Source organism: Fimbriimonadaceae bacterium (genome assembly GCA_023957775.1).
Taxonomy (GTDB): domain Bacteria; phylum Armatimonadota; class Fimbriimonadia; order Fimbriimonadales; family Fimbriimonadaceae; genus JAMLGR01.
The window spans coordinates 41,725-57,341 of the sequence record JAMLGR010000002.1 but is presented as its reverse complement, the minus strand read 5'-3'; the positions used below and the strand labels follow the sequence as shown (position 1 = coordinate 57,341).

At 65.4% G+C, this 15,617-nt stretch carries 13 protein-coding genes; 4 read left to right on the top strand and 9 right to left on the bottom strand.

The annotated features are described in order from the left end of the window. Positions 1 to 12: 12 nt before the first annotated feature. Together M9921_01850 and nuoG are read right to left on the bottom strand one after the other, a co-directional pair. Positions 13 to 1,377: an NADH-quinone oxidoreductase subunit H gene (locus M9921_01850; GenBank protein ID MCO5295580.1), complete on the bottom strand. Its 1,365-nt coding sequence runs from the start codon at positions 1,375 to 1,377 to the stop codon at positions 13 to 15. Further along, positions 1,374 to 3,581, bottom strand: coding sequence for an NADH-quinone oxidoreductase subunit NuoG (gene nuoG / locus M9921_01845; protein MCO5295579.1), 2,208 nt, complete (start codon positions 3,579 to 3,581; stop codon positions 1,374 to 1,376). The genes M9921_01850 and nuoG overlap by 4 nt, the downstream gene beginning before the upstream one ends. Before the next feature lie 312 nt (positions 3,582 to 3,893). On the opposite strand from nuoG, the gene M9921_01840 reads away from it, so the two are divergent. The 3 genes from M9921_01840 (at position 3,894) to M9921_01830 (ending at position 7,669) form a co-directional block, all read left to right on the top strand. Continuing rightward, complete coding sequence (locus tag M9921_01840) at positions 3,894 to 4,343, top strand: hypothetical protein (protein ID MCO5295578.1); 450 nt, start codon at positions 3,894 to 3,896, stop codon at positions 4,341 to 4,343. A gap of 199 nt (positions 4,344 to 4,542) precedes the next feature. Beyond that, the gene (locus M9921_01835; GenBank protein ID MCO5295577.1) at positions 4,543 to 5,913 is read left to right on the top strand and encodes an O-antigen ligase family protein; all 1,371 of its coding nucleotides are present in this window, start codon (positions 4,543 to 4,545) and stop codon (positions 5,911 to 5,913) included. Between the two features lie 253 nt (positions 5,914 to 6,166). After that, positions 6,167 to 7,669, top strand: a complete 1,503-nt coding sequence (locus tag M9921_01830) for an oligosaccharide flippase family protein (protein MCO5295576.1) — start codon at positions 6,167 to 6,169, stop codon at positions 7,667 to 7,669. 123 nt (positions 7,670 to 7,792) lie between these two features. On the opposite strand, the gene M9921_01825 is transcribed toward M9921_01830, so the two are convergent. Together M9921_01825 and M9921_01820 are read right to left on the bottom strand one after the other, a co-directional pair. Further along, positions 7,793 to 8,545 carry a prepilin-type N-terminal cleavage/methylation domain-containing protein gene (locus M9921_01825; protein MCO5295575.1) on the bottom strand — a complete coding sequence of 251 codons (753 nt, stop codon included), beginning with the start codon at positions 8,543 to 8,545 and terminating at the stop codon, positions 7,793 to 7,795. An 82-nt stretch (positions 8,546 to 8,627) separates the two neighbouring features. Further along, positions 8,628 to 9,074 carry a hypothetical protein gene (locus tag M9921_01820; GenBank protein ID MCO5295574.1) on the bottom strand — a complete coding sequence of 149 codons (447 nt, stop codon included), beginning with the start codon at positions 9,072 to 9,074 and terminating at the stop codon, positions 8,628 to 8,630. A 122-nt stretch (positions 9,075 to 9,196) separates the two neighbouring features. Between M9921_01820 and M9921_01815 the strand changes: the two genes are divergently transcribed. After that, positions 9,197 to 10,117: an NAD-dependent epimerase/dehydratase family protein gene (locus M9921_01815; GenBank protein ID MCO5295573.1), complete on the top strand. Its 921-nt coding sequence runs from the start codon at positions 9,197 to 9,199 to the stop codon at positions 10,115 to 10,117. A gap of 410 nt (positions 10,118 to 10,527) precedes the next feature. Here M9921_01815 and M9921_01810 read toward each other — a convergent pair whose 3' ends face one another. The 5 genes from M9921_01810 to rfbB all read right to left on the bottom strand — a co-directional run bounded on the left by M9921_01810 (position 10,528) and on the right by rfbB (position 15,610). Further along, on the bottom strand, positions 10,528 to 11,196 hold the full coding sequence (locus tag M9921_01810; protein ID MCO5295572.1) for an EpsI family protein: 669 nt from the start codon (positions 11,194 to 11,196) through the stop codon (positions 10,528 to 10,530). Beyond that, positions 11,193 to 12,023, bottom strand: coding sequence for an exosortase/archaeosortase family protein (locus tag M9921_01805; protein MCO5295571.1), 831 nt, complete (start codon positions 12,021 to 12,023; stop codon positions 11,193 to 11,195). Before M9921_01805 ends, M9921_01810 begins: the two co-directional genes overlap by 4 nt. Positions 12,024 to 12,185: 162 nt before the next feature. After that, on the bottom strand, positions 12,186 to 13,475 hold the full coding sequence (locus M9921_01800; protein ID MCO5295570.1) for a UDP-glucose/GDP-mannose dehydrogenase family protein: 1,290 nt from the start codon (positions 13,473 to 13,475) through the stop codon (positions 12,186 to 12,188). Between the two features lie 45 nt (positions 13,476 to 13,520). Then, positions 13,521 to 14,585, bottom strand: coding sequence for a glucose-1-phosphate thymidylyltransferase (locus tag M9921_01795; GenBank protein MCO5295569.1), 1,065 nt, complete (start codon positions 14,583 to 14,585; stop codon positions 13,521 to 13,523). Then, a complete protein-coding gene (gene rfbB, locus M9921_01790) occupies positions 14,582 to 15,610 on the bottom strand; it encodes a dTDP-glucose 4,6-dehydratase (protein ID MCO5295568.1) in 1,029 nt (342 codons plus the stop codon). The genes M9921_01795 and rfbB overlap by 4 nt, the downstream gene beginning before the upstream one ends. Positions 15,611 to 15,617: the final 7 nt, after the last annotated feature.

The following is a 15,617-nucleotide window of genomic DNA, read 5'->3' as shown; positions in this document are numbered from 1 at the left end:
ATGACTCGCGGGCTAGCTGCCCGCCACCCCCTCGGTGTAATCGATGCCTCGCCCCTCGACGAGTTGGATCGTGCGCGGCCGACTCATCGGCGACGTGCGCGTGCTGAAACGGATGATGGCGGTGACGCCCACCATCACCACGACCGCGGCGATCCCGACCGCGATCCAACCGCCGGTCGGGCCGTAGACCGAGGTGCAGACGATCCAGAGCGCGACGACCAGGAAGTTCGCGACGGCCATCGGCAGAAGCGAGCGCCACCCGAGCGACATCAACTGGTCGTAGCGGAGCCTCGGAAGGGTCGCGCGCAGCCAGATGTAGAACGTGATGGCCGCCACGCATTTGCCCAGGAACCAGATCGGCGCCAGCGCGAGGTTCAGCGTGCCCATGGCCTTGAACGCGCCGGCCATGCCCGGGAACTGCTCGGCGAGCACCTCCCAATTCAGAGGCAAGACGTTGTAGCCGCCCAGGAACACGGCCGCGAAGATGCCTCCGAACACGAACATGGCCGCGTACTCGCCCATGAAAAACACGGCGAATTTCATCGAGCTGTACTCGGTGTGGTAGCCCGCGATCAGCTCGTTTTCAGCCTCGGGAAGGTCGAACGGAGCGCGGTTCGTCTCGGCGACCGCGCACACGACGAAGATGAGAGCGGCGAGCGCGCCGAACGGCGTGAACAGGAACCAGTTCTGCAGGGCCGGCACCGCGCCCCAGAGCGGCTCTTCCTGGACGCGGACCATCTCGGTCATCTTCAGCGAGCCGGTGGCGAGCACGACGGCCGCCAGAGACATGCCCATCGCGAGTTCGTAGCTGATGAGCTGGGCCGAGGCGCGCAGGCCGCCCAGCAGCGAATACTTGTTGTTCGACCCGTAGCCGGCGAGCACCACGCCGTACACACCCAGGGAACTGACCGCCAGCACGTAAAGGATGCCGATGTTGACGTCGGCGACCGGCGTGAGGAGTGGGTTCGGGCCCCACGGCAGCGTCCCCGCGATGGCAAAGGCGGGAAAGAGGGCCACGGCCGGGGCGACGAAGTAGATCACGCGGTCGATGGCCGTCGGGGTGATGTCCTCCTTGAGGAACAGCTTGACGCCGTCGGCGATGGGCTGCAGAAGACCGGCAAGCTTCAGCTTCTTGCCTTGGAGTCCCTTGGGCCACGTCCACCGGAGCTTGCCCCCCGGCACCCACATCTCGGCCTTCTCGCCGAACGTGTAGGTGGCGACGCGGTTGGGCCCGATGCGGTCCTGCATCCAACTGAGGAGTCTGCGTTCCCACCAAATAAGCCCAGGCACGAGCATCAGCAGGGGAAGGAGCAGGAAGACGACCCGGATCAGGGCCTGCACGAATGCGCTTTGCGAGGCGATCCAATCGGTGATCATTCGGCGTCTTCCACTTTACCTTCGGCGGGACCCTTGGCGGAGGGTGCGACGACCACGCCCTCGCCGTCCAAATTCGCGTAGTCCGCCGGCGCGAACCAGGGGACTGTCCGCCCGATCTCCGCCATGATCTCGCCCGCGTTGAAGAAGGGTGTGGCGGGCTTGATGCGCACGTTCAGGTCAGCGAAGGTCCTCCACGCGGGTTTCGCCTCGCCGCGTGCGGGAATCGCGGGGCGCATGCGCTGGACGCGGCGCTCGAGGTTGGTCATCGTGCCGTCGCACTCGGCGGGTGCGGCCATCGGCAGGACGACGCTCGCATACGCGGTCGCTTCGGTTTCAACCACGTCCTGCACGACGAGGAACTCCACGTTCTCAAGAGCGGCTTGGACGATCTCGCGATCGGCGGCCTTGGCGAAGGGATCGACGCCGGCGAGCCACAGGGCCTTCACCGTGCCCTCGGCGCACCCTTTGAGCATGCCGTGGGTCCCGAGTCCGGGCTTTTTGGGTCCGAGCCCCTCGAGGATCGAGCGGTGGCCGGGAAGGCTGTCGGGAAGGAATCCCAGATCCTCGGCGCCCTGTTCGTTGGCTTCGCGCGCGAAACAGTTGAATTCGGCACCCGTGGTCATCGCGAGGCCCGCCAGCAATTCGAGCGTGTCCTGGGCCTCCGGGACATCGTAGAGGGCGGTCGTCGAGACGATGGCGCCGTGTTGGCCGATCAGGTTCGCGGCTTCGACGATCCGTTCGGCGGGCACGCCTGTGATTTCAGCGGTCTTCTCCGGCGTGGCGGGTTTGAGCTGGTCCGCGACCGGCTTAGGCACCGTGGCCTTGCCCGACTTCACCGCGGCCGCGAGCAGCCCCGCGGCGAGCGCCTTCTCGGTGCCGGGCTTGTAGCGGAGCACGAGGTGGGCGAAGCTGTCGGCGTCCGTTCTTTCCGCGCTGGCGACCACGACCTTCGCCGCATTGTTGAACCACGCCTTGCGCACGCGGAGGAAGAGGATTGGCTCCTCGTCGGCGAGCGAGGTGCCGAACAACAGGAGGTTGGTCTTTGCTTCAAACGCGGCGAGTCGGGTTTGGACCGAGGAGACGCCCATCTTGCGATCGAGGCGGTCGTCGATGGAGGGAAGGGTCTTCGTCCACCGGTGATCCAGGTTGTTGGAATCGAAGTGGGTGCGGAACGTACGCTGGAGCATGAACAGGGACTCGTTCGACAGGGAGCCTCCCGCCAGCGCGCCGACCTCGTTGCCCTTGCCCTGGAACCCCTCGAGGATGGCTTCGAACGCCTCGGCCCACGAGCAGGGCACGAGTTCGTTCTCCTTCCGGATGAGGGGCTGGGTGAGACGATTCGGGCTGTTGTAGAAATCGTGGCCGAACTTGCCGCGGTCGCAGGTCCACTCCTCGTTGACCGCCTCGTTGGTGCGGCCGTTGATTCGGACGAGCTTGCCCACGCGGTGGTCGAACCAGATGTTGCAGCCGTTCGAGCAGAGGGTGCAGATCGCGGGGTTGGTTTCGAGATCCCACGGCCGTGCGCGGAAGCGGTATTTGGCGCTGGTCAAGGCGCCGACCGGGCAGATCTCGATGACGTTGCCGCTGAACTTGGACTCGAAATCGGTGAGCTGGAATGTGGACGGCTGCATCGACGCGCCGCGGAAGCGGAAGGCGAGTTGGGAGTCCCCGGAAATCTCCTCGGTGAACCGCACGCACCGCCCGCATTGGATGCACCGCTCGAGGTCGAGCGTCACGTACTGGCTGAGCGGGAAGGCCTTGGGAAGGTGGCGTTTGAGTTCGACGAACCGGCTGGTGGAGGGTCCGTAGTAGAGCGTGTTGTTCTGCAGCGGGCACTCGCCGCCACGGTCGCAGATCGGGCAGTCGAGGGGGTGGTTGATCAGCAGAAACTCGAGGACCCCTTTGCGGTCGCGGTGGACCATCTCGGAGTCGGTGAGCACCACCATGTTCTCGGAGGCGGGCAAGGTGCACCCCGCCTGGGGCTTGGGCATCATGCGCACCGAGCCGTCCTGCTGCTTGAACCCGACCTCGACGAGGCACATGCGGCACATGCCGACGGGCTTCATCCGAGGGTGGTAGCAAAAGATGGGAATCTCAAGCCCAAGGCGCTTGACGGATTCGACGATCAGCTCCCCTTTCGGGACTTCGACGTCGACGCCGTTGATGGAAATCGTGATTGTTTCGGTGCCTGCTACCGCTGCCATATCCCTTCCGCCGTCGGGGTGCGACGCCGATGCTAGGTGTACCCGATTTGGCCTCCCTTCCGGGGGTCCCCATATGGGAGTGCGCGGATTCATCCGCGCTTGGAATCTCAGACCGCTTGTGAAAGCGCCGATGAAGAGACTGTCGCAAACTGCAGTCAAGGGCTCCGGGTGCCACGCCCGCTGGACGGGCGTGAGTTCAAGGTTGTAGCTGAAAGCCCCCGCACGCCCGCCAAGCGGGCATGGCACCCAGGGTTTTGCGACTGTCTCTGAATCGGCGCGCTCCCATAGGGGTCGCGTATTCTTGAGGTCCCGATGAAAGTCTTTGGCGCCTTGGCCCTCGTCGCCCTGATCCTCGCTGGTTGTGCGGCAAACCACACGAAGGAGGTCATCCAGCTCGTCGAGCGTGCCCCGAAGGCGTGGAACTCCGGCAAGCCGGACGCGCAGCTTCGGGGGTTCTTGGAGAGCGTGCAGAAGCTCCAGTCGTACGATCCCGCGATCGTGGCCATCGCGCTGAAGTCTGCCCGGGACCCGGGGCGAGACACCGACCCGTTCGCGTTCCAGCACAAGCTGCACCTGATCGTGCGGACCTACTACGAGGTGCCTGTGAAGGGGCAAGGCCCGTGGGTGGTCGAGGAGAAGGAGGGGACCCTGTGGTTCACCTACCCCAAGGCGATTCTTGGGGCGGTGCTTTCGCCGGCCGAGGAGTTCGCGCAGTGGCAGGGCAAGTACCCCAAGCGCGACCTCGCGCCGCTGTTGAAGTAGGGTTGGTCGCACCTGGGAGTGCGCGACCTTGGCCCGTTTGGGAGTGCGCGACCTTGGTCGTCGCCTTGCCCCGCCGGGCTTGCCCGGCGCCCGGGACTCGCGGCTAGCCGCTCGGATGCAGGGCGACGCGCAAGCGCGCGCACTCCCAGGGCCCGGGCACCATGCGTAGTCCCCGTATTTCTACCGATACTTGGCTTGGATGAAGCTTGTCGGCCGACCCGTTGGGACCGCTGCCGCCGTTCGCCTGCCCGAGCATGCCCGGGGGTTGGGGGCGATGCGGGGGCTTTTGGTCGGCTGGGGGCTGGTCACGGTCGCCTTCCATCTCCTGACCTTCATCCTTCCGCGCGACTTCGAGGGCATCGGCCGCATCGCGACCCTTGGGAGCGGGATTCCCTGGTGTTTGTTCGCTTTTTCGATGTCTCGCAGCGCCTTGCGGCTGTGCGCCCCGATCGTCGGGGTCTTCGTGCTCCAGATGTGGAGCGTGTTCACGACGGTGCACGCTTGGATCGTGCTGGGGAGACCCTCCACCGTGCAGCGTCCGGAGATGTATCTGCTCGAGGCCGTGATTCCCTTCTTCTTGGCTTCCGCCCTCGTCTACATCGAGCCCCAAGCCCGCAAGTGGGTGCTTGGGATGGTCGTCGCGGCCTTCTCGCTCTCGTGTCTTGTGGGGCTGCTGCAGTTCGCCCGGTTTGGGCCGGCGATCTCGCTTTCGCACCTCTACACGTACAAGTCGATCGACTTCTGGGACGGCACGCCGGGCGTGCGCGCGGTAGGCCTCACGTGGCACCCGCGCGCGCTGGCGTTCCAGGCGCTCGTGTGCCTGGCGGTCTTCATGGGCCGTTTGTTGGAGGGGCAGGCGCGCAAGGGCGAGGTCGCGCTGCTCTTCGCGTACTCCGCGGCGGTGCTCGCCACCCAGGCTCGGATGGCGTACTTCGTGTTTGCGGCGTGCTGGCTCGTGTTCCTCGTGCTGCTCTTCCGGCGCAATCCGAAGCTGGCGGGCGGGTTGGTACTGGCGGGAATGATCGCGCTCGCGGCGGCCGTGGCGGTCGCGCCGAAGCGATTCGGCTACGCGCTCCAGTCGCAATCGACGGGCAAGGACGCGAGCTACCAGTACCGCGTGGACAACGCGTGGTCGCAGCTCGATCCCATCCTCGAGCAGCACGCGCTCACCGGCATCGGCCCCGACCAGGTGATGATGTTCGGCACCGAGCCGCTGGTGGTCGACCGTTGGGGCGGACGCGCGCTGATGGAGAGCGGGTACCGGCTGTTCCTCGCGATGTACGGCATCCCGGGGCTGGTGCTCGTGGTTGCCGTGTTGTTGTTGGCGTTCGGCTCCGTGTTTCAGGTGATGCGGCGTCCGGCCCCTGGTTGGGACCGGCGGATGGCGGCGATGGTCGTCCTGGCCGCGCTGCTTTACGTGGCGTTCAACTTCTACTCCTCGAACTTGGTGGACGAGGTGATGCCCCTGCCGTTCACGTTCCTGCTGGGCGGGCTGCTAATGCGCGACGCGGCGGACGAGCGGGTGGCCCGGTCGCGGTCGATCGGGGTGCGGGAGGCCGCAGCGGCGTGATGGGGGGATTTCACGCTAAGAACGCTAAGAGCGCTATGGGGGGATTGCGGGTCTCACGCAGAGGCGCTGAGGCGCGGAGGGGGGTGCACGCAAAGGACGCCAAGTGCGCTATGGGGGATTGGCACGCAAAGGGCGCAAGGGGCGCTATGAGGGATTGGCGTGAGAGGGGCGCTATGGGGGATTGGCACGCAAAGAACGCTAAGAGCGCTATGGGGGTTTCACGCGGAGGCGCTGAGGCGCGGAGGGGGTCTGGTTGGCTCGGGTAGCGGGTTCGATCAGCTTGGTGGCGACGGGGGGCGTATCGCTTCTGTTGCGCATGGCGACGGTGCCGCTGTACCTGGTCTGGCTGGGTGAGGAGCAGTATTCGCTTTATCTCTACCTCCTCTTTCTCACCGGCTTTGTGAGTCTGACCAACCTCCAGTTCGTCGAAGGGGCGAAGCTGCGGTTGACCGAGGCGTTTGCCCGGGGCGATCATGACGGGGCTTGGCGCGTGCAGCAGGCTTTCACAAGCCTCGCGCTCGTGACGGCGCTGGTGGGCCTGGTCGTGGTGGTGGCGTTGGCGGGCGTGGTTCCGTTTCCCGCGGGCTCCTCGTCTCAGGCGCAGTTGATGTGCGTGTTGTTCGGTTTCGCCTATGCGGCGAACGTGATGGGCGAGTCGTTGCACCCGGTGCTCTACGCGCAGGACAAGTTCCAGCAACTGGCGGTGCGCGAGTTCTTCGTCTCGACCGGCGGGGCGGTTGCGGGCATCGTGCTCGTGTCCATCTACCGCACGCCCTTGGCCCTCGCCGGCGTGGCGGCGTTCAACGGCGTGGTGGGGACGCTGATGCTCTGGATTCTCACCAAGCGGCTCTATCCCGAGTTTCGCGTGCGCCCCCGCTGGATCCCCGAGGTCAACCGGGACTTGTTGCGCATTGGCCTCCGCGGCTATCTTCACCGCGCGATGCTCACGGTCAGCACGACTATCGACAAGATCCTGCTGCCCCACGCGTTGCCGTTGCGGCAGCTTTCGCACTACCAGGTGCCGGGTCAGGTTCCGATCACGCTCCAGCGCGTGATGGACCCCATCCAGAACACCTTGCGCCCCGAGCTGACCCGCAAGGGCATGGCGGGAAGCGCGGATTTGGCCGCGAGCACCGAGCGGTTTGCCCGGATCGTGTTGGGGATCGCCTGTTGCGCGATCCTGATTCCGTCGTCCTTCGGCGCACCGATTCTCGCGGTCTGGTTGCCGAACGGTGTGGCAATGCCGGGAGGTGCCTGGGTGATGCTTGCCTTGGGCGGAGCCTGCACGTTGGAGCTGCTGCATGGGGTGTTCAACTCGATGGCTTACTCGGTAGGAAAGCCTCACGTGTTGGTTCCGGTTGCCGGATTGAATGCGCTGGCGACCGCAGCCTTCACCGCGCCGCTGGCACGGCAGTTCGGGGTCGTCGGCATCGCGGTGCAGAACCTGTGCTTGTTCGTCGTCCTGCTGCCGCTGTTGCTGCACCAAGTGCGCCGGTATTGCGCGCCGGAAATGTCGACGGTGCGGCTGCTTCGGAACGTCGCCGGGACATTGGGTGTCGCACTCGCTGCCGTTGGGGCGGGATGGTGGCTTTGCGGATGGCTCTCGGCGTGGGGGGCCCTGGCCTGCGCTCCCGTTCTCAGCCTCTTGTGTTGGGCGGTGTTGCGCTGGACCGGCCTGACGCCGCACGTCCGCTTGCCCGGGCCGCTTCGCTTGCTGGAGTTCGGCAGGGACGCTCCGAATCGGCTGGCTGCCTAGCGGGGCAGGCGACGAGCGGCTTCATGGCCCAAGGCCCAAGGCCCAAGGCCCAAAGCCCGAGGCCCAAGGCCCAAGGCCCAAGGCCCAAGGCCCAAGGGTGCGCTCGCTCTCGAACGCACCTCCTTACGAACCGCTGAACATCGGGTCGTACCAGTCGATCGTGGGCGCGTTGCCCGGCACCTGTTGCCACGTCTGCGAGAACGCGTGGTTCTTCGCGTGGCCGTCGCTGAACAGGTAGTTCGCTCGCTGCCCGTCGATGTCGTACCAGAGGGTGCGCGGCAGGTGGCGCATCATGTCCCACTGCGTCATTCCCATCATGCCGCCTTCCACCTTTGGCGGGCTGCCCCAGAACATCGGCATGAAATGATCGGGATTCACCGTCTGCACAGGATCCGACCACATCAGTCTGTCCCGAACCGGCGCTGCGAAGATCGTCCGGGCGGGGTTGTTCGGCTGGGTCAAAGAGATGCCGTGATATGGCGGATGGAGCGCTTCGAAGTAGGCGTTGAGACCATAGGAGGTCGCCCGCGCGCCGGTGTCCCACTGGGGCGAATTGTCGAGCGGCGAACGGTTGAGCAGCCTTTCCGTGCTGTACGGCTGCAGTTCGTCGACCCACGAGATGGCGTGCATGCCGGTCATCTTGACCATCGGCACGCGATCGTCGTAGTCGCCGGCGTACAGCATCAGCGCCAAGCCGATCTGCTTGAGGTTGCTCAGATCGGAGATCTTCTTCGCCGCCTGCTTTGCCTGGGCGAAGACGGGGAACAAAATGGCCGCGAGGATCGCGATGATCGCAATCACAACCAGCAGCTCGATGAGGGTGAACGCGCGCCGGGGTCCACTTCGCCAGCGAGAATTGTTGTAAATAGTTTGCATCTGTCTTCCTTGGAGTACACGGTTGGGGGCGTCCGCTGCGGATTCCCGCAGAGGACCATCCCAGACGTCGAGAACGAGGGAGCTAGATGCGTTGCGGAGGGGGTGTCGGGGGGGAATGCGGTGCGTCCGGTTCAGCGATGACGAAGGTGGGCCTCTTCGACCCGACCTCGGGCGTCGCGACCGGAGGATCGATCCGCACCAGTTCGGCGAACGCAAGGATCGGCACGAACTTGGATTCGGCGGAGTTCGCCTGGGTATCCCGCGGAGCCGATTTTTTCTCAGCGCATCGGCACTGCTTGAAACCGGCCTCGCCCTCCTGCGGCTTTCGCACGATCGTCATGCCCACGAGATGGCCATGAGCGTCGCGCGTCTGCACGACCTCGACCACCTGTTGGACGGGGGCGGTCGGGCATTGGACTCCGCGGGGGGTGAGCCGAGTGCCGAACGGGCTTGTGAGCAAGATCAGGGCGACGGACAGAATCCATACCGATAGCCGTTCGACTCTCCGGGCGAGAGTTCGTCTCCTCACAGAGTCCAGCATACCGGTTGCTTCAGGTAGCAACAACAGCGAAGGTATCGAAGGTACTGTTCGGCCCTTGCCGAACCTCCCCGTCCAAGCATCGGCGAAGGTAGGATCGTTGCGTGGGAAGGATGCTGGTGACCGGCGGCGCGGGCTTCATCGGGAGCCACTTGGTTCGAGGCTTGCTCGCGCGCGGCGACGAAGTCGTCGTGCTCGACGACCTCACGTCCGGCAAGTCCGAAAATTTGCCGGACGATCCGCGCCTCACGTTCGTCGAAGGCTCCATTCTCGATGGCGGGTTGGTTGGGAGCACGGCCGCCGGGTGCGCGGGGATCTTCCACCTCGCCGCCGTAGCGAGCGTCATCGAATCGGTCAACGAGCCGGTGCGCACCCATCGCGTGAACACCGAGGGAACGATCAATCTGCTCGAGGCTGCCGCGCGAGAAGGCGCGCGGTTCGTCTTCAGCTCGTCCTCGGCGGTGTACGGCGAGGGACCGGACGCAATCAAAAGCGAGACCTCGGAGATCCAGCCGCTCTCGCCCTATGCCGTGCAGAAGTTCTCGAGCGAGCAGTACGTGCGCGTTTACTCCGATCTGAGAGAGGTGGGCGCCGTATGCCTGCGCTACTTCAACGTGTTCGGCCCAAGGCAGAACCCAAACAGCGAGTACGCGGCGGTGGTGCCCAAGTTCGTACGGCGCGCGCTCGACGGGGGAGCCGTGACCATTTTCGGGGATGGTGAGCAGACGCGCGACTTCGTGCATGTGGACGACGTCGTGCGCGCGAACGTGGCCGCGTTCGAGTCCCACGTGGCCGATGGCCGCCCCATCAACGTGGCCTCGGGCCGCGCGATCAGCGTCAACGAGTTGGCTGTCGCGGTTTTCGAAGCGCTGGGCCAGGAGCCTCGCATCGAGTACGCCCCCGCTCGCTCGGGCGAAGTCAAGCACTCGCGGGCAGGCATCGACGCGCTTGCGGAGTCGCTGGGCATGAAGCCGCAGACCGACCTGCGCCGCGACCTCGCCGCGCTCGCAGATGCGATGCGGACGCCCGATTAGCCTCGGATGGTGGCGCAAGCTCGCCGCCGTCTGGGAGTGCGCGAGCTTGCTCGCCGCCCTGCCCCCGAGCGGCTTGCCGCGAGTCCGCGTTCGCCGAACGAGTTCGGCTTGGGGAAGGCGACGCGCGAGCGCGCGCACTCCCACGCGCGAGGCGGTCATGTCCTGCCGTCTGGGAGTGCGCGAGCTTGCTCGCCGCCCTGCCACCGAGCGGCTTGCCGCGAGTCCGCGTTCGCCGAACGAGTTCGGCTTGGGGAAGCGACGCGCGAGGCGGTCATGTCCTGCCGTCTGGGAGTGCGCGAGCTTGCTCGCCGCCCTGCCACCGAGCGGCTTGCCGCGAGCCGGGTTTCGCCGAACGAGTTCGGCTTGGGGAAGGCGACGCGCGAGCGCGCGCACTCCCACGCGCGAATCCCCTAGTGCTCTGAACCCCTCACCAACCGCTCGAATCCCACTTGGCGGTCGATCTGTGCCCACAGTTCTCGGGCCCTTGCCGGTGACGTCATCACCGATGGGTCGTAGGCGTTGGGGTGGGTGAGCAGCCGGACCGCGATGCCCTGCGTGGACTCGCCGCGCAGCGCGCGCTTTAGGCCCTCCAGCTTCAATCCCGCGCTCATGTTCGGCACGTTCCCGTTGGGCGTCGCGAGCCAGTAGTCCATCTCTCGATCTCTGCCGTCGCGCGAGAACACCGAGTGCGAGACCCTGTTGCGGGAGCCGGACCAAGACCAGGGGGCGGCTTCCTCGAACGTCGAGGTCTCGGTGTAGCCGCTGCCATCCATGCACAGCCGTGGGTCGTGCGCGTTTTGCGTGTTGTCCACCTGCACGAGCAACACCTGCACCGTGTCGCCGTTCGGGGCGGTGTACATGCGCTGGCTGGCGACCGGCGACTGCAAGATGCTCAGCTCGCGATCGGTGAGCGGCGCATCGACCCCGACCCACTCTCCCACCACTTCGGGGAGCGTGTCCACCCGCATGCGGGGCGGATGCGAGTCGCCGAGCGTCGTGCGGAGAGCCACGACCCCGGCGGGGGCCAGCACGAGGCACGCCAGCAGGGTGCGAAGGGGAAGGGAAGCGAACAGCCTCATCGGGTCTCCTCCTCAAAGGTCGGCATGTACTCGGGCTTGTACTCGGTGCACCGGAGCAGCGCCGTCAGACCCATGAGCACAAACGTCGCGAAGATCACGGCCATCCAGCCGCTCGGGTCGTGAAGCGTGTTGGCGAGTTCGGCGCCCTTGAATTCGCCGATCATCGCGATGGCCCAGATCCGGACCGCGTTGGCGAAGACGGAGAGCGGGAACGCGAGAATGAGCAGCGCCCCCAGCTTCCACCATGGAGCGCGCAACATCATCGCCGTGAGGATGACGATGGAGATCACCGGGAAGAGGATGGTGAGCCCAGAGCATGCCGCCGCGACCTCGAATCCGTAGTGCGGGGTGTTCACGGTGGTGCCTTCGACGAGCGTGGGCACGCCGGTCCAACCCAGGAGGCGCGTGGAGAGCGCGGTGCTCAGCTCTTGGGACGGCAGCAGCAAGCGGCCGTGAATCTGCTCGGGCCAGGGAAGCATCGTCGCGAAATAGGCGAGCGCCCCCCAGATGTGCCGGTACACCTTTCCCCCCCAGACGAGATAGGGAACGGTCATCGCGAGAACGAGGAACGAAGCCGACTGCAGCACGTTGATCCGCGCGATCAGGGCCAGACACTGGAGGACGACCGCCAACAAGATCGGAAGGAGGATCCATGCAGAGCCGGGCCGCTTGGGCTCGTCAGCGATCTTCTTCCGGCGGGCCCAGATCAGAAACGCGACCGTGGGCGGTACGAAGTAGCCGAACCCGAAGGGCGACTGCTCGGCCGTCCACACCGACCACCAGTAACCGAAGGTCGGCCAGAATGCGAAGCCGAACGCCGCGAGCACTGCCCAGAGAGGAAGGGCCCCGCGCTGAAAGAGTGTCCTGATGGTCCGCGTCCATGCGGTTTCGCCTTGGGGTCTCCCAAGGGCGTGAGGGCTGATCGCCAAATTCCGTTTCTCCTATTGCCGCCTGGGCTCAAGGAAGCAAGATCCGGGCCATCGGCCGGACTAGCTGCCGATCGTGTAGTACTCGAGACCCGCCTTCTCCGCCTGCGCGGGGGAGTACACGCGCCGTCCGTCGAAGAGGATCTTCTGGCGCATCGAGCAGGCAAGCCGCTTCAGGTCGATCTGGCGGAACTCGTTCCACTCGGTGACGAGCACCAGCACGTCCACCCCCGCCGCCACGTCGAAGACGTTGTCCACGTACTCCACCTGCGGGAAGAGCCCTTTCACGTGCACGTCCGCCACGGGATCGAACGCGACCACGGAGCCTCCGCCCGAGAGCACCTTGTCGATGATCACCAGCGATTTGGCATCGCGGATGTCGTCGGTGTTGGGTTTGAACGCGAGACCGAGAAGCCCCACACGCTTGCCCTCGAAGCCGCCGAGACGGTCTTCGATGCGCTTCACAAAGTGGAGGGTCTGGTCCTCGTTGATGTCCCATACGGCCTGCAGCAGCTTGAAGTCGTAACCAAGCTGCGCGGCGACCTTGATGAGGCCCTGCACGTCCTTCGGGAAGCACGAACCGCCCCACCCGAGGCCCGCGCCGAGGAACTGATCGCCGATGCGTTTGTCGGCGCCCATGCCCTTGGCGACATCCGCCACGTTCGCCCCCGCGGCCTCGCACAGCCGACTGATCGCGTTGATGAACGAGATCTTCATGGCGAGGAAGCTGTTGCTCGCGTACTTGATGAGCTCGGCCGACTCGAGATCGGTGATGTAGGTCGGCGCCTGGAGCGGCTCGTACAACTCGACGAGCTTCTGCGCGGCCTCGGGGTTCTTCGCACCGATGACCACCCGGTCGGGGTTGCGCGTGTCGTAGATCGCCGAGCCCTCGCGCAGGAATTCGGGATTGCTGACCACGTCGAACAGGGAAGGGTCCACGCCGTGCGAAGCGAGGATGCCCGCCACGAGCCCTCCGCTGCCCACCGGCACCGTGGACTTGTTGACGACCACCGTGTACTTGTCGATCGCCTGGGCGATCGCGTTGGCGACGGCCTTGACGGCGGTCATGTCGGGCGTGCCGTCCTCGGCGGGCGGCGTGCCGACGGCGATGAACACGATGTCGCTCTTGCGGGTGGCGTCTGCAATGTCCTCGCTGATGCTCAGGAACCCGTCGGCAAGGGTGCGCTTGAGCAACTCCTCGATCCCCGGTTCATAAATCGGGGGGATGCCTTGGCGCAGCTTGGCCACCTTCTCCCGGTCGTTGTCCACACAGATGACCTCGTTGCCGAGGTCCGCCAGCACCACGCCGGTGACCAATCCCACATATCCCGTTCCGACAACCGCTACCTTCATCTCTTATTCACCAACCACCAACCACAAACCACAAACCACAAACCATCAAGTGAGCCGCAGCGAGCTGGAGTCGCCGAGCACCAAGGAGATATTCCATGGTTTGCCTTCCGTTCTCGACACGTGCACGCTTCGGCCGATCAACGAGCACTCGATGCGCGCGCGCACATCCTCGATCGAGCAGTCTGCGAGCACGATCGAGTACTCGATTTCGCTATTGCGCAGGACCGTTCCCGAGTCGATTGCGGTGAACGGACCGATAAACGCGTTCTCGATGACGCAGCCTTCGCCGATGATGGCGGGGCCACGGATCGTGCTGTTCACCACCTTCGCCCCTTTGGCCAAGACCACGCGCCCCTCGATGCGCGACGACTCGTCCACCTCTCCATCCACTTGCCGTTCGACGTCCTCCAGGATCAGGCGGTTGGCCTCGAGCATCGCTTCGACGGTGCCCGTGTCTTTCCACCAGCCGTCCACCACGTGCGAGCGCACGTCGAGCCCCATGTCGATGAGCCCTTGGATGGCGTCGGTGATCTCGTACTCGCCGCGCTTGCTCGGCTTGAGCTTGGCGATCGAGTCGTGGATCTGCTTCGTGAAGAGATACACGCCCACCAGAGCGAGGTCCGACTTGGGCTTTGCCGGCTTCTCTTCCAGGCGCTTGACTTTGCCTTTGTCCAACTCCGCGACCCCGAAATCCTGCGGGTTCGGGACGGCGGTGAGCAGGATCGTCGCGGCGGGTTCGTAGATTTGGAACTCTTCGACCAGGCCGGCGATGCTCGACTTCAGGAGGTTGTCGCCGAGATACATGATGAAGTCGTCGTCGCCCAGATACGCGCGTGCCGTCATCACCGCGTGTGCGAGTCCGAGGGGCTCGGGCTGCGGGATGTAGGTGATGGAGACGCCCAGGCGCGAGCCGTCGCCGAGGGCCTCCTCGACGGCCTCGTGCGTGTCGCCGACGATGATGCCGAAGTCGGTGATGCCCGCCTCGCGGATCGCCTCGATGCCGTACTCGATGACGGGCTTGTTCGCCACGGGCACGAGCTGTTTGGCCATCGAGAACGTGATCGGCCGAAGGCGCGTGCCTTTGCCGCCTGCCAGAATGAGCGCTTTCAAAGATCCTCCCCAAGGCCCGGACCGTAGAAGGCCCGCACGAAATCTTGGAACACCGGCTTCTGCGTGATCGGCCGCCACCACCACTCGTTGTCGCGGTACCAGCGCACGGTGTTCCTCAACTCCTCCCCAAACTTCTTTTCGGGTTTCCAGCCCAGCTTCTCAACCTTGGCTGTGGACATCGAGTACCGCTGGTCGTGCGCCCCTTGGCGCGGATCGGGAATGCGTTTCACCAGCGTCGCGTCGCGGCCGGTCTCCTCGAGCAGCACGTCGACGACCTCGCGGTTCTTGCGCTCGTTGGTGTCGCCGATGTTGTACACCTGGCCGAGCTCGCCCTCGCGAAGCACCAGGTCGATGCCGCGGCAGTGGTCTTCGACGTGGATCCACTCGCGGACCTGGTCGCCCTCGCCGTAGAGCGGGACCTTCTTGCCGTCGATCAGGCGGGTGGCGAAGAAGGGGATCAGCTTCTCCGGATACTGGAAGGGCCCGTAGTTGTTGCCTCCGCGCGTGACCACCACCGGGGTCTTGAACGCGACGTGGTGGGCCCGCGCCTGGAGGTCGCCCCCCGCCTTGCTGGCGCTGTAGGGCGTGTTGGGCTGCAGAGGGCTCTCCTCGGTAAACTCGCCCTGCGCCACCGAGCCGTACACCTCGTCCGTGCTCACGTGTAGCAGGCGCTCCAGCCCGAACTTGCGCGTCGCCTCGAGCAGCACGTAGACGCCGAAGGTGTTGGTGGCGATGAACGAGCCGGGATCGAGGATCGAGCGATCGTTGTGGCTCTCGGCCGCGAAGTTCACGATGTGCGTGATCTGCTCCGCCTCGATGAGCCCTTCGACGACGGTCGCGTCCTGGATCTTGCCCGGGACGAAGGCGAAGTTCGGGTGGTCCCACACATCGCGCAGCGTGGAGAGGTTGCCCGCGTAGGTGAGGGCGTCGAGCACGACGATGCGGGCGTCGGGGTAGCGCACGAGCGCGAGCCGCACGTAGTGGGAGCCGATGAAGCCCGCGCCGCCGGTGATGAGGAGGTTCATTCTTTTC